This is a genomic window from Myxococcus sp. CA039A, assembly GCF_013336645.1.
Classification (GTDB): domain Bacteria; phylum Myxococcota; class Myxococcia; order Myxococcales; family Myxococcaceae; genus Myxococcus; species Myxococcus llanfairpwllgwyngyllgogerychwyrndrobwllllantysiliogogogochensis.
This window is the reverse complement of record NZ_JABUMQ010000066.1, coordinates 17,649-37,639: the sequence shown is the minus strand read 5'-3', so window position 1 is coordinate 37,639 and position 19,991 is coordinate 17,649. Positions and strand designations below refer to the sequence as shown.

The 19,991-nt window shown below is 68.5% G+C and carries 18 protein-coding genes; 8 read left to right on the top strand and 10 right to left on the bottom strand.

What is annotated here, in order from left to right; translation table 11 throughout:
- Positions 1–129: 129 nt before the first annotated feature.
- Complete coding sequence (locus tag HR086_RS13755) at positions 130–540, bottom strand: response regulator (protein WP_141641633.1); 411 nt, start codon at positions 538–540, stop codon at positions 130–132.
- Positions 537–2,651 (bottom strand): PAS domain-containing hybrid sensor histidine kinase/response regulator, encoded by a 2,115-nt coding sequence (locus HR086_RS13750; protein ID WP_174465851.1) that lies wholly within the window; start codon positions 2,649–2,651, stop codon positions 537–539. Before HR086_RS13750 ends, HR086_RS13755 begins: the two co-directional genes overlap by 4 nt.
- 448 nt (positions 2,652–3,099) lie before the next feature.
- Between HR086_RS13750 and HR086_RS13745 the strand changes: the two genes are divergently transcribed.
- The 6 genes from HR086_RS13745 to HR086_RS13720 all read left to right on the top strand — a co-directional run bounded on the left by HR086_RS13745 (position 3,100) and on the right by HR086_RS13720 (position 10,045).
- Positions 3,100–4,611 (top strand): FAD-dependent oxidoreductase, encoded by a 1,512-nt coding sequence (locus HR086_RS13745; RefSeq protein ID WP_174465850.1) that lies wholly within the window; start codon positions 3,100–3,102, stop codon positions 4,609–4,611.
- 54 nt (positions 4,612–4,665) lie between these two features.
- Positions 4,666–5,154 (top strand): hemerythrin domain-containing protein, encoded by a 489-nt coding sequence (locus HR086_RS13740; RefSeq protein ID WP_141641629.1) that lies wholly within the window; start codon positions 4,666–4,668, stop codon positions 5,152–5,154.
- 68 nt (positions 5,155–5,222) lie between these two features.
- Positions 5,223–5,894 (top strand): DNA-3-methyladenine glycosylase, encoded by a 672-nt coding sequence (locus HR086_RS13735; RefSeq protein ID WP_174456521.1) that lies wholly within the window; start codon positions 5,223–5,225, stop codon positions 5,892–5,894.
- Between the two features lie 110 nt (positions 5,895–6,004).
- Positions 6,005–7,153, top strand: a complete 1,149-nt coding sequence (locus HR086_RS13730; protein ID WP_141641627.1) for a zinc-dependent alcohol dehydrogenase — start codon at positions 6,005–6,007, stop codon at positions 7,151–7,153.
- A 105-nt stretch (positions 7,154–7,258) separates the two neighbouring features.
- Entirely contained in the window at positions 7,259–7,564 is a 306-nt protein-coding gene (locus tag HR086_RS13725; protein WP_174465849.1) for a hypothetical protein, read from the top strand.
- Between the two features lie 78 nt (positions 7,565–7,642).
- Entirely contained in the window at positions 7,643–10,045 is a 2,403-nt protein-coding gene (locus HR086_RS13720; RefSeq protein WP_174465848.1) for a hypothetical protein, read from the top strand.
- A 7-nt stretch (positions 10,046–10,052) separates the two neighbouring features.
- Here HR086_RS13720 and HR086_RS13715 read toward each other — a convergent pair whose 3' ends face one another.
- Entirely contained in the window at positions 10,053–10,832 is a 780-nt protein-coding gene (locus HR086_RS13715) for a hypothetical protein (protein ID WP_141641625.1), read from the bottom strand.
- 161 nt (positions 10,833–10,993) lie between these two features.
- Positions 10,994–12,268: an MFS transporter gene (locus HR086_RS13710; RefSeq protein ID WP_174465847.1), complete on the bottom strand. Its 1,275-nt coding sequence runs from the start codon at positions 12,266–12,268 to the stop codon at positions 10,994–10,996.
- Between the two features lie 210 nt (positions 12,269–12,478).
- On the opposite strand from HR086_RS13710, the gene HR086_RS13705 reads away from it, so the two are divergent.
- Positions 12,479–12,631: a hypothetical protein gene (locus HR086_RS13705; RefSeq protein WP_174465846.1), complete on the top strand. Its 153-nt coding sequence runs from the start codon at positions 12,479–12,481 to the stop codon at positions 12,629–12,631.
- A 66-nt stretch (positions 12,632–12,697) separates the two neighbouring features.
- Here the strand turns inward: HR086_RS13705 and HR086_RS13700 are convergent, their stop codons facing one another.
- From HR086_RS13700 to HR086_RS13680, 5 genes are all read right to left on the bottom strand, one after another.
- Positions 12,698–13,963 carry a pyridoxal phosphate-dependent aminotransferase gene (locus HR086_RS13700; RefSeq protein ID WP_174465845.1) on the bottom strand — a complete coding sequence of 422 codons (1,266 nt, stop codon included), beginning with the start codon at positions 13,961–13,963 and terminating at the stop codon, positions 12,698–12,700.
- 46 nt (positions 13,964–14,009) lie between these two features.
- Positions 14,010–14,816 (bottom strand): hypothetical protein, encoded by an 807-nt coding sequence (locus HR086_RS13695; protein ID WP_141641622.1) that lies wholly within the window; start codon positions 14,814–14,816, stop codon positions 14,010–14,012.
- Positions 14,817–14,992: 176 nt separating this feature from the next.
- Positions 14,993–15,532, bottom strand: a complete 540-nt coding sequence (dps, locus tag HR086_RS13690; RefSeq protein ID WP_174465855.1) for a DNA starvation/stationary phase protection protein Dps — start codon at positions 15,530–15,532, stop codon at positions 14,993–14,995.
- 69 nt (positions 15,533–15,601) lie between these two features.
- A complete protein-coding gene (locus tag HR086_RS13685) occupies positions 15,602–16,126 on the bottom strand; it encodes a carboxymuconolactone decarboxylase family protein (protein WP_141641620.1) in 525 nt (174 codons plus the stop codon).
- Between the two features lie 6 nt (positions 16,127–16,132).
- The gene (locus HR086_RS13680; RefSeq protein ID WP_141641619.1) at positions 16,133–16,687 is read right to left on the bottom strand and encodes a peroxiredoxin; all 555 of its coding nucleotides are present in this window, start codon (positions 16,685–16,687) and stop codon (positions 16,133–16,135) included.
- Between the two features lie 214 nt (positions 16,688–16,901).
- Here HR086_RS13680 and HR086_RS13675 point away from each other — a divergent pair, with 214 nt between their 5' ends.
- Positions 16,902–18,506 carry a sigma 54-interacting transcriptional regulator gene (locus tag HR086_RS13675; RefSeq protein ID WP_174456515.1) on the top strand — a complete coding sequence of 535 codons (1,605 nt, stop codon included), beginning with the start codon at positions 16,902–16,904 and terminating at the stop codon, positions 18,504–18,506.
- A 39-nt stretch (positions 18,507–18,545) separates the two neighbouring features.
- Here the strand turns inward: HR086_RS13675 and HR086_RS13670 are convergent, their stop codons facing one another.
- Entirely contained in the window at positions 18,546–19,904 is a 1,359-nt protein-coding gene (locus tag HR086_RS13670; protein WP_174456514.1) for a hypothetical protein, read from the bottom strand.
- Between the last annotated feature and the right edge of the window lie 87 nt (positions 19,905–19,991).

Below are 19,991 nucleotides of genomic sequence, written 5' to 3'. Positions count from 1 at the left end.
GGATTCCTCGGCGGAGCTCGTGCGTCGGGGCGCCTTGCGCGCGGGAGCACTCTTGCGCGCCGGAGCGCCGCGCCGACCGGAGGCCTTGGACTTGTTGGGAGGGCGAGAGGTCCGTGGCATGGGCACGTCTCAGTGGGACACGGCGGCTCCGCGCTGAGCGAGGATGTGCCGGACCTCCGCCACCAGCTCGTCGGGGAGGCACGGCTTGGTGACGAAGGAGTCGCACCCCGCGCCCTTCGCCTCGTCCGACTGGCCCGTCATCGCATGGCCGGTGAGCGCGACGACGGGGATGGTGCGCGTGCGGTCATCGTTCTTCAGCCGCCGCGTCGCCTCCCACCCGTCGATGATGGGCAACGACAGGTCCATCAGGATGATGTCCGGTGTGAGCGCGAAGGCCTGGTCCAGTGCCTCCTGGCCGTTCCTCGCCTGCGCCACGCGGAACCCGGAGAACTCCAGGTACTCGGCGTACATCTCCCGCGCGTCGTCGTAGTCGTCCACGACGAGTACGAGCGGCTTGAGGTTCGGGGAGGGATTCGTCATGTCCGCCTCGGGCGTCGTGGAAAGTGCAACGTGAAGGTCGACCCCTGCCCAGGGGTACTCTGGAGGGAGACGCGTCCCCCCAGCATGTCGGCCAGACGGCGACAGATGGACAATCCCAGCCCGGTGCCGCCATAGGCCCGGGTGGGCGAGCTATCCACCTGCTGGAAGTCCTCGAAAATCTTCTCCTGGTAGGCCGGGTCGATGCCAATCCCGGAGTCCTCCACGGAGATGGTGAGCATGGAGGTCGACGGAACGTACTCCGCCAGGACCTTCACACAGCCCTCGTGCGTGAACTTCAGGGCATTGGACAGCAGGTTGAGGACGACCTGCTTCACCTTCTGTCGGTCGCTGTGCACCGGCGGCAGCTTCGCGCCCAGGTGCGTCGTCACCGTCAGCTTGCTGCGCGCGATGATGGGGTCCATCTCCGCCATGACTTCCTGGAGCAGCTCGGCGATTCCGAAGTCCGACAGATGCAACGGCATCCGCCCCGCCTCGATGCGGGTGATGTCCAGGATTTCGTTGATGACCTCCAGCAGGTGCCGCCCATTGGAGTCGATGCGCGCCAGGTTGCGCTTCTGCGGCGGCGTCAGCTCACCGGACACGCCCTGCAGCAGCATGTTGGTGTAGCCGAGGATGGCGTTGAGCGGCGTGCGGAACTCGTGGGACATGTTGGCCAGGAACTGCGACTTGGCCGCGCTCGCCTGTTCCAACTGGATGGCCTGCCGGCGCAGCTTCTCGTTCTGCTCCGCCAGCTCCGCGGTGGCCACCTGCACGCGCGCCTCCAGCAGCGTGGAGACCTCCTTGAGCCGCTCCAACAGCCGCGCCTTCGCCAGGGCCTCGCCCCTGTCGCGGAAGAGGGTGACGATGCCCGTCAATTCGCCGCTCTCACCCAGCACCTTGCTGGCCACCGCCTCCACCGGGAGGGTGTCGCCGCTGGCCGGGTCCATCAGGCTGAGCTGCCCGCGCCAGCGCAGGCTGCCCCCGGCGTCCAGCAGGTGCGCGAGGAACGAGGCGAACGTCGCGTGGTTGGAGCGCACGCGGCGCTGCGCGGCGCGGCCTCCATCCAAAGGCGGCGTGAAGAGCTTCTCCGCGGGCTCGTTCATCATCACCGTGCCGCCGGAAGGGTCCGACAGGATGATGGGGTCCGCCACGGAGTCCAGCACCCGGTCCAACCGGTGCCGCTCGCTGCGCGCCTCGCGCTCGGTGGCGCGCAGGCGGCGGTAGCTCTCTCCCAGCGCCTGGGTCGCCCGTCCCAGGTCCGTCACGTTGCGCAGCACGCTCACCATGGCCTCGCGGCCGTCGGGCTCGTACACGCGGGTGCTGACGAGCTCGAAGAGCAGGTCCATCCCCTCCATGGGGTCCACCAGCGGTATCTCGCGCCAGCTGACACCCGGCGAGCCACCGCTGGCGGTGCTGGCCACCGCGGTGGCGAACACGCGCTGGTTGAGGTGGACGGCGCGCCGGTGGCCGTGGCTCGTGTCGGGATGGGCGACCAATAGGGCCTCCGCGCGCGCGTTGGCCAGTCGCGGACGTCCCCTCAGGTCCGTCAGCAGCACCGGGTCCGTCACCGCGTCGATGATGCGGCGAAGCAGCGCGCTGCCCGTCGTGCCCAGCGGCCCCGACGTGGCCTGCCGCGCGAGGAAGGGCCCCGCGTGTCCCGCGACCCACGTCACCTCCGGGGGAAGGGTGGGTCCGCTCGCCCAGACGAGCAACAGCCCCACCGGAGGCGCGTCGGCGCGTCCGAGCGGCACCGCGAACAGGCCTCCCGTGCCTTGCGCGGGCAGGGGCGCGCGCGCACTCGGAAAGAAGCGCGGCGCGGCCTGGGCCAGCGCGTCCGTCAGCGGGTGGGCCTTGTCGTCATCGGACCACGCCTGCAGCGCGGCTTGCTGCGCCTCGGACAGCCCCTTCGCGGCGAGGCAGCTCATCCTCCCACCGGGCTCCTCGCGCGCCAGACAGGCCGCGGCGGCGGCCTGGGCATGCCGGGGCAGCCACTCCACCATGGCCTCGGCGCAGGCGCGTGCCGTGTCGCAGGCGAGCAGCTGCTCGGCCAGGGCCAGGCGTGCATCGGCGGAGGAGGTGGGGTCCAGGGCGAGAGGGACGGGAGAGGCCAATGCGTCAGGCTCCAGGAGTGGGACGAGGTGTTTCGCCAGGGCGCGGGGTGTCGTCGGTCCGAACCTCCAGGTAGGTCACCACGACACGGGCGGCATGCTCGGGAGAGAGGCGGTCCGCGTGGACGACATCGTCCCAGCGAAGGCCGCGGTCCAGGACCCGGTCCATGACATCGACGAGGCTGGTGCTCCCAGCCATTCTTTCCACGGGCATCCTTTGTGGCTCCCTGGTCTTTCGGCAGGGTTCGGGGGGGCCGACCCAGCCCTTTTCTAGCGCGGCGGGTCTGCCCACCCCAGAACCGCTTCCTCGTCGACGTGACTTGCCAACACCCGGCCCCCGGCTCTGTCCGCTCGTGCACATCCCGAGTGACTCCCAAGCCGGGCAGCCGGGCAGGCCCGTGCTTCGACTCGGCGGGTTATCGCACCTCCGGCGCATTCCTAGGTTGAGGACATGGATGAGACGCGGACGAACCGGTCGCTCTGGACCTTGACGGCCCCGCCGCGCGACTTCCCGGCGCTTGCGGGCGACCTGGTGGTGGATGTCGTCGTCATCGGTGCGGGCATCACCGGACTCACCACGGCATGGCTGCTGAAGCGCGCGGGAAAGCGGGTGGCGGTGCTGGAGATGAACCGCATCCTGTCGGGCCAGACGGGGCAGACCACCGCCCACCTCACGGAGCTGCTCGACACGCCCTACGCCACGCTGCGGCGAGACTTCGGGGAGAAGGGTGCCCGACTGGCGGCGTCCTCCAGTCGCGCGGCGATGGAGCAGGTGGCCACGCTCGTCGAGGAACTCTCCCTGGACTGCGACTTCCAGCGCGTCCCCCTGTTCCGTTACGCGGAGACCACGCATCAGCTGGCGGCGCTGGAGCAGGAACTCCCCGCCGCGCGTGACGCGGGCCTTCATGCCTCGCTCACCCACGCGGTGCCGCTGCCCTTCCCGGTGAAGGGCGCGCTGCGCGTGGAGGACCAGGCGTTGTTCCATCCGCGCAAGTATCTGCTCGGGCTGGTGGACTCGCTGATAGGCGAGGGCTGCTTCCTCTTCGAGAACACGCGGGTGACGGAGGTCCACGACGGCGCGCCCTGTCGCGTCGTCACGGACCGGGGCACCGTCACCGCCGCGGCCGTGGTGGAGGCCACCCACTCGCCGCTCAACCGGGTGCTGCTGCAGACGAAGCTGTCCGCGCATCGCAGCTACACGGTGGCGGGTCCGCTCGAAGGTCCGCTGGAGCCCGGGCAGTACTACGACTCGCAGGAGCCCTATCACTACATCCGCACGCAGTCCGTCGAGGGCCGCGCGTACGTCATCGTCGGTGGCGAGGACCACAAGGTCGGCGCGGAGGAGGACACCGGGCGGCGCTACGCGGCGCTGGAGGACTACGCGCGCAAGCACTTCCCGGTGAAGCAGCTCACGTATCGCTGGTCCGGTCAGGTCATCGAGTCCACGGACGGGCTGCCGTACATCGGCCGCAACAGCGCCAGCCGCCATGTCTACGTGGCGACGGGTTTCTCCGGGACGGGCATGACGTTCGGCACGCTGGCGGGGATGCTCATCAGCGACCTCATCCTGGGTCGGCAGAGTCCCTACGCCGCGCTGTATGACGCCACGCGCGTCAAACCGCTGGCGGGCGCGAAGGACTTCATCCAGGAGAACGCGGAGACGGCCTTCCGCTTCGTCGCGGACCGGCTGGCGAAGCCCGAGGGCAAGCACCTGTCCGAGGTGGCGCCCGGCGAGGCGAAGATTCTGGAAGTCGAAGGGCAGAAGGTGGCCGTCTACCGCGAGGCGGACGGAACCTCTCACGCGGTGTCTCCGGTGTGCACGCATCTGGGCTGCCACGTGCACTGGAACGGCGCGGAGCGCTCGTGGGACTGCCCCTGTCACGGCGCGCGCTACAGCCCCACCGGCAAGGTGCTCAATGGGCCCGCGGTGAAGGACCTGCCCTCCCGCAAGCTGCCCCGCTGAGCCCCGGCTTCTTCGTTTGATGACAAGAACCCCGTCGGACACGGAGATACACCCATGAACGCGTTGGACCTCCTGAAGCAGCAACACGCCGAGGTGAAGAAGCTCTTCACACAGTACGGCAAGCTCCCGGACCACGCCGATGCGAAGCGCCGGGAGTTGTTCGAGATGATCGCCGACCGGCTCAGTGCGCACACCACCATCGAGGAGCAGTACTTCTATCCGGCGTCCAAGGCCAACGACACCGAGGACCTGCTGCGCGAGGCCGTGGAGGAGCACCTGTCCGCCAAGCGCATCATCGCCGACCTGATGGAGATGGAGCCGCACGACGAGGATTTCGACGCGAAGATGAAGGTGCTCCAGGAGCAGATAGAGCACCACGTGGAAGAGGAAGAGGGTGACCTCTTCAAGAAGGTCCGCAAGCTCGTCTCCAAGGAGCAGCTCGAGGACCTGGGCCTCCAGATGGAGGAGGAGTTCGACGAGCTGATGGAGGGCGAGCCCCGGCGCCAGGTGCCCTCCGAGACGGACAAGGCCGCGCCACTCTGAGTCTCGGCTCTTCGTGACAAGAATCGGGTTGCGCGGGGCGCTGGGAGCGGCAGCATGTCACCCCTCCCATGCCGCGTTCTGCTCCCACCGCCCCGCGCCTGCCCGAAGCCTTCACTCCCGAGGTCCGCCGTGCCCTGGCGCGCGAGGACCCGAAGCTGGGCGCGCTGATGAAGCGCGTGGGCTCCTTCCGCCTCCAGTTGAGTCCCCTGCACAGTCCCTTCGCCGCGCTGGCGGAGTCCATCGTCTATCAGCAGCTCCACGGCCGTGCCGCCGCCGCCATCTTCGAGCGCGTCAGCGAGCGCGTGGGCAAGGGCCGCCGCTTCACGCCCCAGGCCCTGCTGTCCGTGTCGGAGCCGGTGCTGCGCGAGGCGGGCCTGTCCGCCAACAAGCTGGCCGCGCTGCAGGACCTGGCGCGCAAGTCCCTGGACGGCACCGTTCCTCCCCTGTCCCGCGTGCGGCGCATGGACGACGCCTCGCTCATCGAGCACTTCACGCAGGTGAGAGGCATCGGTCAGTGGACGGTGGAGATGCTGCTCATCTCCCGGCTCGGTCGGCCGGACGTGCTGCCGGTGGACGACTTCGGCGTGCGCAAGGGCTTCATGCTCGCGTATGGGCTTCCGGAGATGCCGCGCCCCAAGGCGCTGCTGGAATACGGCGAGCGCTGGCGGCCCTGGCGCACCGTGGTGAGCTGGTATCTCTGGCGCGCGACGGAGCTTCCCGTGGAGCCCGTGGTCGGCTGAGCGGCGGTGTCCGCGCCACAAGGCGGCAGGGCAGGCAGGGGCTCGCTGTCGAGCGTCTTGCCGCGAGGCGTCGGAGTCCTCACCCGTATGTGCAACGGGAGAGGACTCACATGCGTGCACTGACGTACCAGGGGCCGTTCAAGGTCCGGGTGGAGAACAAGCCAGACCCTCGGTTGGAGCACCCGCAGGACGTCATCCTCAAGGTGACCCGCACGGCCATCTGTGGCTCGGACCTGCACCTGTTGCACGGCCTGGTGCCGGATACCCGCGTGGGCCACACGTTCGGTCATGAGTTCACCGGTGTGGTGGAGGAGCTGGGCTCCGAGGTGAGCCAGTTGCACAAGGGCGACCGGGTGGTGGTGCCCTTCAACATCTCCTGTGGCACCTGCTTCTACTGTCAGCGAGGGCTGACGGCCTCGTGTGAGAACAGCAATCCATCGAGCGACGTGGCGTGCGGCGTGTATGGCTATTCGCACACGACGGGCGGCTACGACGGCGGGCAGGCCGAGTATGTGCGCGTGCCCTTCGCGGACGTGGGGCCGCTGAAGATTCCCGACGGCATGGAGGACGAGGAGGCGCTCTTCCTCGGAGACATCCTGCCCACCGGCTACATGGGCGCGGAGATGGGTGAAATCAAGGGCGGCGAGACGGTGGTGGTGTTCGGCGCGGGCCCGGTGGGCCTGTTCGCCATGCGGTCCGCGTGGCTGATGGGCGCGGGCCGGGTCATCGCGGTGGACTGCGTGCAGTACCGGCTCGACTTCGCGGAGCGGTACGCGAAGGTGGAGACGGTGAACTTCCGGGAGGTGGACGACATCGTCCTCTACCTGAAGGAGCTGTTCGAGGGGCGCGGGCCGGACGTGTGCATCGACGCGGTGGGCATGGAGGCCGAGGGCTCGCTGGGGCAGCGCGTGCTGGGGCTGGGATTGAAGCTGGAGGCGGGCGCGCCCACGGTGCTCACCTGGTGCATCGACGTCGTGCGCAAGGGTGGCAACGTCTCCATCGTCGGGGTGTACGGCCCGCCGTGGAACCTGATGCCCATTGGCACCGCGATGAACAAGGGACTCACGCTGCGGATGAACCAGTGCAACGTGCGTCGCTACATGCCGCATCTGCTCCAGCACATCCGTGAGGGCCGCATCGACGCGAAGGGCATCATCACCCACCGCTTCCCGCTGGAGGAGGCACCCAAGGCGTACCACCTGTTCGCCCAGAAGCAGGACGGCTGCGTCAAGTGCGTCCTCACCCCTGGGCACGCGTGACGAGCAAGGAGCCGAACCATGCCGGATAGACCCATTCCTGACGCCGCAGTGGACCTGGAACCCTCCAGTCGCCCGGGTGTGCCGATGGAGAGAACGCCTCAACCCATGCCCGGGGCGCGCGTGCCCATCCGTGTGCAGCACTCGGATGTGCGCGTGTTCAAGCACAAGGGCCGTGCCGGGTTCCCCCCGGTGTTCGGCACCGCGCAGCCGCCTCACGGGGTAAGCGGACTGTTGCGCAAGGTGGCCTATGGCTACCCGGACCACCTGGCGCGCCACTGGATGATCTTGCTCCTGGCGGACCGGGTGGATGTCTGGGAGCACCGGCTCGCGAGGGTGGGGCCGTGGGCCGTGCCCACCGTCGGGGTTCTCGCCTTGACGGGCCTTGCCTGGAGGAAGTGGTCGCGGGCGTGAGAGGATCTCTCCATGCCGCCCCCGAAGCCGCCGCCCAGACGTTCGTCCTCGAAACCCGCCCCTCCGACGACCCGTGGGGTGTCCGCCGGGGGAAAGCCCTCGGCGGGGCAAGGGGCGGAGTCCGCGAAGAAGCCCGCACGAAAGCCGGAGCCCGCCGTGGCTCCGAAGGCGCAGGGGAAGTCGCCTGGAGCCGCTCAGGCCCCGAGGGCACAGGCGAAGCAGGCGGGAGGGGCACAAGCCACGAGGGCGCAGGCGAAGCCCACTGGAGACGCTCAGGCCCCGAGGGCACAGGCCAAGGCCGCTGGAGATGCTCAGGCCCCGAAGGCGCAGGGGAAGTCAGCGGGAGATACGCAGGCCTCGAAGGCACAGGCCAAGGCCGCTGGAGATGTTCAGGCCCCAAGGGCACAGGCGAAGTCGGCTGGAGATGCGCAGGCGACGAAGTCACAGGGGAACTCGGCGGCGGGAGATACGCAGGCCTCGAAGGCACAGGTGAAGCCGGCGGGAGATGCGCAGGCCCTGAAGGGACAGTCGAAGGCCACCGGGACTTCTGAATCCGCGAAGCCTCAGGCGAAGCCAGTGGGCAAAGGACAGGCGAAGTCCGCCGACGTCACGCCGCAAGAGATTTCCCTCAAGAGTGTCGAGGGTGTGAAGTCGCAAGCAACGCCCATTGAGACAGCGCACGAGGCGAAGCCGCGAGCAACGCCCATCGAGACAGCGCACGAGGCGAAGCCGCGAGCAACGCCCATCGAGACAGCGCAAGAGAAGAAGCCGCAAGCAACGTCCATCGAGACCGCGCAAGAGACGAATCCGCAAGCAACGCCCATCGAGGAAGCCCACGAGGCGAAGCCGCACGTGAAGGTCGTCGAGGCGCCTCACGCGTCGAAGCCACGGGCGAACTCCGTCGCGAGTCCCCCGTCCGAAGCTCCCGCGAAGCCTCCTTCGCGGCGTGGGCTCACGCTGGTTTCATCTCGGGGGGCCAGCGTGGAGTCGGAGGAGTCCTCCTCGGACGATGTGATCATCGCGGAGGTGCCCCCCATCGAGGACGAAGCCCCGCCTCCTCGCTACGAAGCGCGAACGCACACGCGACCGCCGCTGTCCGTGGGTGACCTCGACTCGGAGGTGCTCCCCATCTCCGCCCTCGCTCCCATCGAGGGCACCTTCACGGGCGCGCCACTCCTCGTCCACTCGAGCCCGGAGACGATTCGGACCTGGGGTGTCCTCGGCTCCACGATGAGTCGGCTCGTGCCGGGAAAGAGCGAGGGCGGCTACACCTTCTCCGGTCAGGCCCGGCTGTTCGTGCGCGCCATCAACCGCGTGGAAGCAGCCTCCGAGGGAACCGGGCGTTGCTCCGTCGTGCTGCGAAACACGTCGGGCCGTCCCATCCAGCTCCAGGTCAAGGGTGGCCTCTTCTCCAAGTACCTCACGCCCCAGTTCCCACCGAGCACCACGGGCGCGCCCTTCAACCCACTGAGCCAGGAGCGCATCGACGAGGACCTCACGGGACTGGTCGACGCGCAGGCAGAGCAAGGCAAGGAACCAGACCCAGAGGGCCTGTTCTTCCGAGGACCGCATGCGGTGCTCGCCTCGGGCCTCCTCGACGCCGTCCTCGATGCCCGTGACGAATCAGAGCGCCAGTCCCGTCCGCTCGTCCGTGACGACCTCGACCTGTCCCACCTGGACGACGTGCGCCTTGGAACCCGGGGCGCCTTCGAGGGCTCTCTCACCGTGCCGCCTGGCGCGACGGTGGTCGTCCTGGATGCGCGTCACGAAAAGTCGGGCACGCTCTGCGCCCTCCTGGACTTCACGGCCTTGGACTCGAAGGGGCAGGTAGACCCCGGCGCGCGGTTCCGTCTGGCCACCGTGTCCAGCCCCCTGCCACTCACTCCCGACGAGCTCGCCGCCATCTCCCGGAGCGAGCATCCGCTGGCCACCGCCGGGGATGCGGGCACGACGGCCTTCCCTTCACTTCAGGGGGTGAGCGAAGCAGGCAGCCTCTTCGTGGGTGAGCGCACGCTGCGCCTGTCTCCAGGAACGCTCGCGGGCGACCTCGTCATGTCCATGCCCCGCAGGCGCGCGGGCACGGGGCCTGACGCTCCGACGTTGACGCCGACCTCGGGGACCTCCGCCTCGCGCGCCGCATCCGCTCGGGACGACAGGACGCACGACGGTGCCCGGGGCGTCTCGTACCAGCTGACGTACACGCTGGAGAACGAGGACAGCGAGCCGCGCGAGGTGGAATTGCTGCTCACCTCGCCGCGACTCCATCCCTCAGAACACTTCTTCCCACAGGCCGGAGTGCTGAACCTGGCGATGAAGGTCGACGGCCAGCGCGTGGACGTCCGCGTCAACCAGCGCGGAGAGGGCAGGGTGCTGGCGGTCCTCGAGCTTCCGCCCGAGGGCCGCCGTCAGGTCCGGCTCGAGTGGACCCACGTGGGAGGAACCTTCCCTCCCGCGGGGCTCGAGCTGCGCGCACGGCGCTGAGGAACGATTAGTCCGACCAGGTCGTCACGCGCACCATGCGCACGAACTGGCGGTCCGTGCTCACCGCGGCGATGAAGTAGCCACCCATGTCCCCAGGGCCGCCACCGCCGCAGTACGTCTGGCACGACCAGCCCGTGGTGTAGAGCCGGTTGCTGTTGCGCGAAACCTGCGTGATGAGCGCCAGCGCGCCATCCACCTCATCCGAGTTCGGGGTGCCGCTGATGACCTGCGCGGAGAGCTTCGCGAGCAGCTCCTGGACGGTGATGGGGGTGAACGCCCCCACGCCCCGCAGCCCGAAGGCCGCGGCGGCCTTGTAGGACAGCGTCTCCTGGTTCGCCACGCCCTGCCCGTTGGGGATGTAGCCCTCCTTGATGGAGGAGGACGTGGTGAGCGGCCCGGTCGCGCCGAACAGCTGCTCGGGCGTCTGCGCCATGTCGTCAAGCCACAGCGGCGCATAGGTGGTGGCGCCGTCGTTCAGCTCGTGGACATCAATCATGTACTTCTTGGCGGTGGCGGTGACGCCGATGTTGAAGACCAGGTCGTTGATGCGCGCGCCCAGGAAGGTGCGCTCGGCGGCGTCCACGCGGCCGTCGTCGTAGAGGAACAGGTTGACCGCGTTCTTCATCTCCGCGCGGCGCACGGTGGTGCCACCGGGGCTGTTCGACGTCCGGGCCGTGGCAATCGCCGCGTTGAAGGCGGGAATCGTGGTGGTGCTGTCCGCGAGGGCCTGGGGCGCGGCCAACAGCGCGACGCCGCCCAGGAACGACTTCAGGGATGTAGAGAACAAAGGGTGGACCTCTCGCGGGCAACTTCTCCCGCGCGTGAGAAGGGGGGAACTGCGGCTCCGCACTTAACACGCGCGTCTGACACATCTGTCTTGATAACAAATGAGTACAGCCAATCGAGGAAATGCGGCTGTCACGGAATCGTGACGTGCGCCCGCGCGCGTCAGCCGGTGGAGGCGACGGAGGTGGGACTCGTGCGTTGGTGGCGGATGGGAATCAGCAGTGCGAGGAATGCCACGGACAGTGCGGCACCGAGCAGGAAGACCGGCGCATAGCCCAGTCCCAGTCCGTGAGCCGGGTCCGCGAGCCACCCCGCGAGTGGCGCGGCGGGGGCCTTGCCCCAGACCTCGAGGCTGGCCAGCAGCGTGTAGTGCGTGGCGCCGATACGCCGGTCCACGCGAGACATCATGAACGCGAACATCACCGTGGTGAGCGCGCCGCCCACCAGCTCCTCAGCGAGCGTGACGCCGATGACGCCCGCGTCGCTGACGCCGTGGGTCGCCAGCCACCAGCGGCCCATGAGCGGCAGCACGCGAAGCGAGGCGGTGAGCGTCAGGGCTCCGACGATGGGCAGGCGCGTGGCGAGCAGTCCTCCCGCGAGGGAGCCGAGGATGGAAGCCACGTTCCCCCACGTCCCCACCCACTGGCCTATCTGCCAGGCGGGTATGCCCGCGTCGAGGAGGAAGGGCTTGTAGAGCACGTCCGCCATCGTCTCGCCGAACTTGTACGTGCCAATGAAGAGCAGCAGCCAGAGCGTGCCCGGCTTCATCATCACCGAGGCGAAGCGCTCGCGCAGTTGCCGCCAGCTCAGGCGTGTCTCCGGGGGCGACGCGGTGTCGCGTCCGCTCGCATCCTCACGCGGAGGTGGCTCGCGGGTGAGCAGCGTCACCACGAGCGCGCCCGCGCACAGCGCGGCCATGGACAGGAACAGGCCGGACCAGCCAATGGACTTGCTGGCCCAGACCAGGAGCCCGCCGCCCGTGAGCATCCCCAGCTTGTAGCCCACCACCTGCACGGAGTTGCCCAGGCCCAGCTCCTCCGGCCTCAGCGTGTCCACCGCGAGCCCATCCACCGCGATGTCCTGGGTGGCGGCGAAGAGGTTCATCACCAGGATGAGCCCCAGGAGGATCTTCAGCGAGCCCCCTTCGGAGACCATGAACCCCGCCGCCGCGCAGGTGAGCGTCAGGCCCGCTTGCATCGGCAGAATCCAGGACCTGCGACGCCCGAGCCGCGCGGAGTGATATCGGTCCACCAGCGGCGCCCAGAGCGCCTTGAGCCCCCAGGGCAGCGCGAGTACCCCGGCGAAGCCCAGCGCGGTGAGCGACACCCCTTGCTCCCGCAGGTACACGGGCAGCGCGGTGGCCTGGAAACCGAAGGGCAGGCCCTGCACGAAGTAGAGGACGCCGAGCAGCGCGAGCCGGGAGGAGGGGAGTTTCATGGGCGCCGGGAAGCATACGGCCTCCAGGCGCGCGTCACGCGGGGCCCCGGGTCGTTCCGGAACCTGTCGCTCGGCCTCCAGGTCTGGTGAGTCATTTCAAGACAGGCGTGTCTCGTTTCTTGAGACTCGGAGTGTTTGGCAGCTCGTTCTCTCAGTAGAGTCGTGTCGCCCTTCAATTCCAATCACTGGAATCACATCCGAGGGGCATGCATGGGTTTGCCGGAACGGAAGGCCATCGCGCTGTATCAGCAGAGCGTCTTCCTGATGTGGCAGCAGAAGTTCAACGAGCTGGTGGGCGCGCCCGTCGAGTTCGAGGTGGAGTGGAACACCCTGGGCGCGGAAGGGCTGGCGGAGATTTTCTAGCGGATGGGTGTCATCGCCTTCCGGAGCCGCCAGGGACGCGTTGGCTCCGGAAGGTGGTTGCGCGCGTCAGGTGCGGCTGTGCTGCAGCACCATGGCTTCCAGTCGCGTCAGCGCCTTCTCCAGCACTTCCATGGACGGCCCGAAAGACAGCCGCACGTAGCCGCGGAAGCGGGATGGCCGCGCGCGGCGCTTGCCTGGATTCACGTCGAAGAACTCACCCGGCACGGTGATGATCTTCTGCTCCAGCGCGGCGCGGAAGAAGCCCATGCCGTCGTTGAGCGGCGCGGGCAGTCCGGACACGTTGCCCCAGACATAGAACGTCCCATCCGGCGCGCGGTCCGTGCGGATGCCCAGCCGCTCCAGGCGCGAGTGGAACTTGTCCCGCTTCTCGCGGAAGGCCGTGTGGATGGCCAGCGTCTCCGCGATGACAGGCTCCTCCTGGAGCAGGGGAATGGCGGCGCGCTGCAAGGGCCGGCTGCCTCCTCCGTCCAGGAAGCTGCCCGCGCTGGAGACGGCTTCAATCACCTGCTTGGGCCCCACCGTCCACGTCATGCGCCAGCCCGGATAACGCCAGTTCTTGGTGAAGCCGTCGAAGAGGACGACGGGGTCGCGGTTCACGTCCTCCACGTAGCGCGCGGCGCTCTCCACCGGCAGGTGCCCGGGGCGGCCCGTCCAGATGTAGTGCGAATAGAACTCGTCGATGAGCAGCACGCACTCCTGCTCACGCGCCACGCCCACCCACCGCGCCAGCTCGTCCCCCTGCACCAGCTTGCCGGTGGGGTTGCACGGGTTGGAGAAGAGCAGCGCGGACAGCCCGCGGCCCTGCACCTCGCGGCGCAGGTCCTCGTGGGTGAAGGCGTAGCCGCGCTCACCCTCCAGGAGGATGGGGATGGCGGTGAACGCCTTGAAGACGTCCAGCAGCTCCTCGTAGGCCGTGTAGTCCGGCAGGAAGTGGCCCAGGTTGATGGAGCCCAGGCTCGCCGCGGCGCGGGTGAGGGCCGCTCGCCCGCCACCGGAGAGACACACGTTCTCCGCGCTGTACTGGCTGGGCAGCCCCTTGCGGTAGAGGCGGTTGTAGAGGCCGGCGATGGCTTCTCGCACGTCCCACAGCCCCGCCACCGGTGCGTACTCCATGTCCGCCACGTCGATGTTCACCGTGTTCAGGCGGGCCGGTGCGCCGGGCAAATCTCCCGTCTCCGGCTGCCCCTGGCCCAGGTTGCACCAGTCGGGGTCGCTGGAACGGTAGCCTCGGCGCGTGGCCTCGGCGGTGACGTAGATGACGCCCGTGCGGGGCACGGAGCGGAATGCGGGAATCGTGACGTCGTCGCTCACGGCCGGGAACCCTAGCGGAAAGCGACGACGCGCGCGCATTCCCTTGCTACCGGATGATGGGCACCGTCACGGAGGCGTGGTCATCCACCGTCACCTCCACCTTGCCCAGCCGCCACAGGCCCGGCTGGAAGTTCGCCTCCACGCGGTGTCCGTCCGACGTCTCCAGGATGGCCGTGCCCTCCTTGGGCAGGTACTCGCCCACCTCGTACTGGAGGGTGTCGAGCGTCATCGTGTCCACGCCGTCGGGGCCCGTGAGCTCCCCTTCACCGTCGAGCACCAGCGAGGAGCCACCCAACAGCGGCAGGCCCGCGCGCTTGCCCACCCGCGCGTCCACGCGCAGCGTGTGGCCCGGGCGTCCCGGGACGTCGCCGGCCGCCTTCGCCCAGACGCTCGTCTGGTCTCCACAGGTGCCATAGCCGACCTCCGCGGGCAGCACCGCGCCGTCCACGCGCAGCTGGCGCAGGTCCACCGAGACGTCCATCCGGTCCACACCGCCGCTGTACTTGAAGAAGGCACGGCCTTCGAGCCGCAGGCCGTGGACCTCGCAGTCCGGCCCGTTGAAGCTCAGCACCACGCCGTCCGTCACCGCGTCGAGCTGCTCCACCGTGGCCGTGGCGCAGGACAGGCGCGCGCTCACGTCGGGCGCCGCGATATCCAGGAACGCCCGGCGCGGCTCGCCACAGGTGTACACGGGCATGAACCCGAGCACCTCCAGCGCGCCCCGCGTCAGGTGCCCCGCCGCGACGACGCGCTCCACGCGCGCCTTGGCGGCTTCAATCACTTCATCCGGGGGCACGTCGCGGCCACACGCGACGAGGAGGGCGGAGAGAGACAGGCCAATGAGGGTTCGCACGGGGACTTCTCCAGGGATGCCCGGACCGCATCGTCGCGGGCGGGGTGCTCCCTGGTAGAGCAACCCTCGTGCCCTTCGCAACGTGGCGAAAACAGGCACAAGGGCTCCGTCAAACGTGCTGGGAGCGTATAGCGCCATGCACACTCACGGCGCCTTCGCCCCGGGTGCCGCCGGCCTCAGGTCTCCAGTGAGGCGCGCAGGAACCAGACGTGCTTCTCGAACTCCACGATGATGCCGGTGGCCAGGTCCTCGGAATCCGCGTCATCCACCTCGACGAAGAGCTTGCGGCTGTCTCGCAGGCCTTCCAGGTAGACCTCGATGCGTTCGGCGAGCAGCTTCACGTGCTCCAAGTCACGCGTCGTCTCCTGCGGATACTCAGGCAGGCGACTGGACTTGCTGACATGGCGGGTGGTGCCAAACGCCTTGCCCCCCAGCGTCACCGCGCGCTCGGCGATGGAGTCGTTGTGGTTGGCGAGGCTGACGGCGAAGGTCTCGAACAGCGGGTGCAGCGCCGCGAACTGCGGGCCCTTGATGTTCCAGTGGGCCACCTTGATTTGCGAGTGCAGGTCCAGGCCGTCCGCCAGGCGGGCGTTGAGCGATTCGGCGATGGAGGCGCGGGTCTTCTCGGGGAGGGGGCTGGGGCTCTTGTACATGAGGGACTTCCTTTCGTTCTTAAGGGGTGCGGACGCTCGTTCAGATGCGCGTCGCCCACAAATGGAGCGCCCCCCGGTGTTTCCACCGGAGGGCGCGGGTGAAGCACAGCGAATGACTCGCGGGTGCGAGGCTTAAGACTCCAGGCCCACCGCCGCGGCGTGGATGACCGCCGCGACTCGCACCGCGTCGTGCACCTGGTCCTCGGAGAGGCCGCCCTCGAGGACGACCTTCTCGTGGGACTGCATGCACATCTCGCAGCCGTTGATGGCGCTGACCGCGAGGCAGACCAGCTCGAAGTCCACCTTGTTGGTCAGCACCTGCGCGAGCCTGTTCATCCGCAGTCCGGCGCGCTTGGTCGAGTACGACTCTTTCCCGATCATGTGCCGGAAGCGGTAGTAGACGTTGTTCATCGCCATCAGCGACGCCGCAGCACGCGCGTCCTCGATGATGGGCTCGGGGTTCGCGAGTGCCTTCCGCGCCTCGTTGAGCATCGCTTCCTTCAGCCGGTCATTCCGAACGGCGTAGGCCGACGCGACAGCCACGCCCCAGCGCTGCTCGGGGGTGAGGCTGCCACCTTCCAGGACTGCCTGGAGGTTGAGGCGGGTGTCCTTGTGGGCGTCCGCGAGTTCAGAGCGGACGACTTCGAGCGAGGCCATGACGCGTTACCCCGCCTTCGCCAGCTTCTGGGTCAGGGTCTCCTCACCCTTGCTCCAGTTGCAGGGGCACAGCTCGTCCGTCTGGAGCGCGTCCAGGGTGCGGACCGTCTCGGAGACGTTGCGGCCCACGGACAGGTCGTTGACCGTCACGTGGCGGATGATGCCCTCGGGGTCCGCGATGAACGTCGCGCGCAGCGCCACGCCCTCCTCCTTGTGGAGGATGCCCAGCGCGTTGCAGAGCTCGTGCTTCAGGTCCGCCAGCATCGGGAACGGCAGGCCCTTGAGGTCCGGGTGGTGCGTGCGCCACGCGTGGTGCACGAACTCGCTGTCCGTGCTCAGGCCCAGCACCTGCGCGTCACGGTCATTGAAGTCCTTGTTCTTCTTGCCGAACTCCGCGATCTCCGTGGGGCAGATGAACGTGAAGTCCTTGGGCCACGCAAACAGCACCAGCCACTTGCCCTTGTAGGTCTCGTTCGTGATCTCCTGGAACTCCTTGCCCTTCTCCAGGCTCACGGTGGCCTTGACCTTGAAGCTCGGAATCTTGTCGCCAACGGTCAGCATGTACTGCTCCTTGGGTTGAGGGACCCGCGGGGGGCCCCTGGGAAGGTGTCTTCTGCTAACGGCTACAGCAGACCTCGTGCCAGTCAATCGACTTCAATGATTCCGGGGATTTGACTTCAGGCCCCCACTGGCCGGTGTTGCTGGGACGGTGAATAACGAAATATCGGTGATGACCGCCACTGCAATTTCGGTGGAGCGCTATTATTCATGCCTCATGTCGGATGAACTGTCAGCGCCAACCGAGGGCGCGAAGGATGCTCGGGACCTGGTCGAGCTGGCAACCACCGAAGATTCGGTGGATGAGCTGCTTCGTCGAGGACTGGACTGGTTGACGCGCGTGGTGCGCTTCGACCTGGCGACGCTGTTCCTGCTGAGGGACGGCAAGCTGGTGTCGGTGGCGGCGCGCGGTCCGCTGGCGAACGCGAAGGTGCGCCACCACGCGCTGACGTTGTCGGAGTTCCCCTCGCTGCGGCATGCGCTGGAGACACGGCGCGCGCGGGCCTTCACGGAAGAGGACCACTCGCACGGCGACGGAGACCCGTTCGACGGCGTGCTGGATTTGCCGCCGGGGCACGCGTGCATGGTGGTGCCGCTGTGCGCGGGCGAGCGCACCTATGGCGTGCTCACGTTGGACCGCGCCGAGTGCGAGACGTACCCGCAGCCGGTGGTGGACCTGGTGGAGGTGTACGGCCAGATGTTGGCGACGGCGCTCCAGGCGGCCGAGCAGCGCGCGACGTTCGAGCGGCTGCACCGGCAGGACCATGAGCACGCGAAGCTCCTGGAGGCGCAGCTCAGCGGAGAGTCGGAGGGAATCCTCGAGGCGTCGCTGAGTCCCGTCATGAGGGATTTGGCGCGGCGGGCGCGGCAGGTGGCGGAGACGGACACGCCGGTGCTGATTACCGGTGAGACGGGCACGGGCAAGGAGCGGCTGGCGCGGGCCATCCACAAGTGGAGCTCGCGCGCGGACCAGCCCTTCGTCACGCTCAACTGCGCGGCGATTCCGGCGGGCCTGCTGGAGAGCGAGCTGTTCGGCCACGTGAAGGGCGCCTTCACCGGCGCGACGAAGGACCGCGCGGGCCGCTTCCAGATGGCGAGCGGAGGCACGCTGCTCTTGGACGAGGTGGGCGAGCTGCCCGTCGAACTTCAGGCGAAGCTCTTGCGCGCGCTCCAGGAGAAGGCCTTCGAACCGGTGGGCAGCGACAAGACGGTGCGCTCGGACGTGCGCATCCTCGCGGCCACGCACGTGGACCTGCACCGCGCCATCGCCGAGAAGCGCTTCCGCGAGGACCTCTACTACCGGCTGAGTGTCTTCCCGCTGCGACTGCCGCCCCTGCGCGAGCGGCGCGAGGACCTGGCGCAGTTGTGCACGTTCCTCCTGGAAGAGCAGGCGCGGCGCACCGGTCGGCGCGGCATGCGCGTGTCACCGGCGGGGCTGGCCAGGCTGGAGTCGTATGACTGGCCGGGCAACCTGCGCGAGCTGGGCAACGCGCTGGAGCGCGCCACCATCCTGACGAAGGGCACGGAGCTGGGTCCTTCCTCGTTCGACGTGGTGTCGCACGGTGGAAGTGCTCACCCGGCGGCGCAGGTGGAGCCGGCGGTGCCGAGCGTGCTGGACGCGACGATGAAGCCCGGCTCGGTGCTGACGCTGGCGGCGGTGCAGCGGGAGCACATCCTGCGGGTGCTGACGCTCACGCGGGGGCGCGTCTACGGGCCGGGCGGGGCGGCGGCGCTCCTGGGCCTCAAGCCCTCCACGCTCCAGAGCCGGATGAAGAAGCTGGGCATCGCCCGGCAGGAGCAGTTCGTGGTGGACGAGGTGTGACGGCGACGGGGCGCCGAGGTGACGGCGCCCCGAGGGACTTCAGCCCGCGCGCTGCTGGGTGGCCGGCAGCGGGTAGGTGGTGCCCGTCTTGCCGAACGGCGCGTCGAACAGGTGCGGGTCCGACTGGCGCGTGCGGAACAGGTCGATGATGTAGTTCATCCGCTGGTCCAGCTTGCTCCAGTCCTTGGCCGCGGTGCCCTTGAGGCTGTCGGAGCTGGAGTCCAGCTTGCCCAGCAGGGCGCGCAGCTCCGGGTTCTCGATGGCGCGCAGGTGCGGCGGGAAGAGCGTGCTCTCCATCCCCGGAGGCGGGGGCAGGTCGTTGCCCAGCTTCAGCGCGCCGCCCGGCACCGCGAGCTTCATCATGTGCTCGGTGGCGAGCCGGCGGAACACGGAGGCCGTCGCGTCGACCAGGGGGTTGAGCGCCGCGTCCACGAGGCCCGTCTTCAGGGCGGCCTTGCCCGCGAGGTTGGCGGGGAAGGGCAGCGCGTTGATGCCGGACTCGATGCTCTGCTTGAGGATGCTCCGGAAGGTGTCCTTCACCGGCGCGTTGAGCGCCTTCTCCACGTGCTGCTGGAGCTGCGTCTGCTCGTGCAGGCCAATCTGGTCATTGGCCAGCAGCATCAGCTCCGCCTTCTTGTTCGGGTCCTTCTCGAACATGGCCTTGGTGTAGTGGCCGAAGGCCTCCTTCAGGAGCGGCTTGTCCTTGCCGAAGCCGTCCAGGTACTTCTGCGTCTTGGCGGCGTCGTAGGACGTGTCGCCCTGGAAGGTCTCGATGAAGCGGGCGAACTCCTGGCCCACCTCGTTGAAGACGAACTGGTTGCCGTCGGCAATCGACTTGCTGACGTTGTTGAGCGCCTCGCTGCCCGCCGCGGCGATGTCCGCCAGCGGCAGCGCGGGCAGGCCCACCTTGCGCAGCACGTCGTCCACCTTCTTCAGCGGACCGGCCATGTCACCGGCGCCCTTGAGCGCGTCGGTGAAGAACTTGGGCATGTCCTCGTTGCGGATGCTCACGCCCGCCTGCTTGGACGCCCACGTCGCGAAGGTGGACCAGTTGGCGTTCTCCTTGCCGAGCATCTGACCCAGGCCGTTGGACAGGTCCGCGTAGCCCTGCGTAATCGCGTAGTTGCGCGCCACCGGGTCCTGGATGGAGGCAATGGCCTTCACGTCCGCGACGCTGGGGTAGGTGCCCGGGGCGACGTTCGTCCCCTGGGGGGCGACCGGCGTGGTCAGCGCCACCGTCGGCTTGCGCGCCGCGCCCGTGTCGAACAGGGACACGTCGCGAGCGTCACCGCGCACCACGGGCGCCTGGGGCTTCACCTCGTTGCGGACGGGCGCCGGGGTGGCAGGGGTCTCGAGCGGACGGGGCTGGACGCGGGGGCCGGAGATGGGGGTCTTCATGGTGTGGAAGAGTATCGGCCCGGAGAGGGCGGAAGTTGCGTGGCTGTCACGGGTTGTCCGGTCCCGGTGGAAACCCTTGATGCCTCA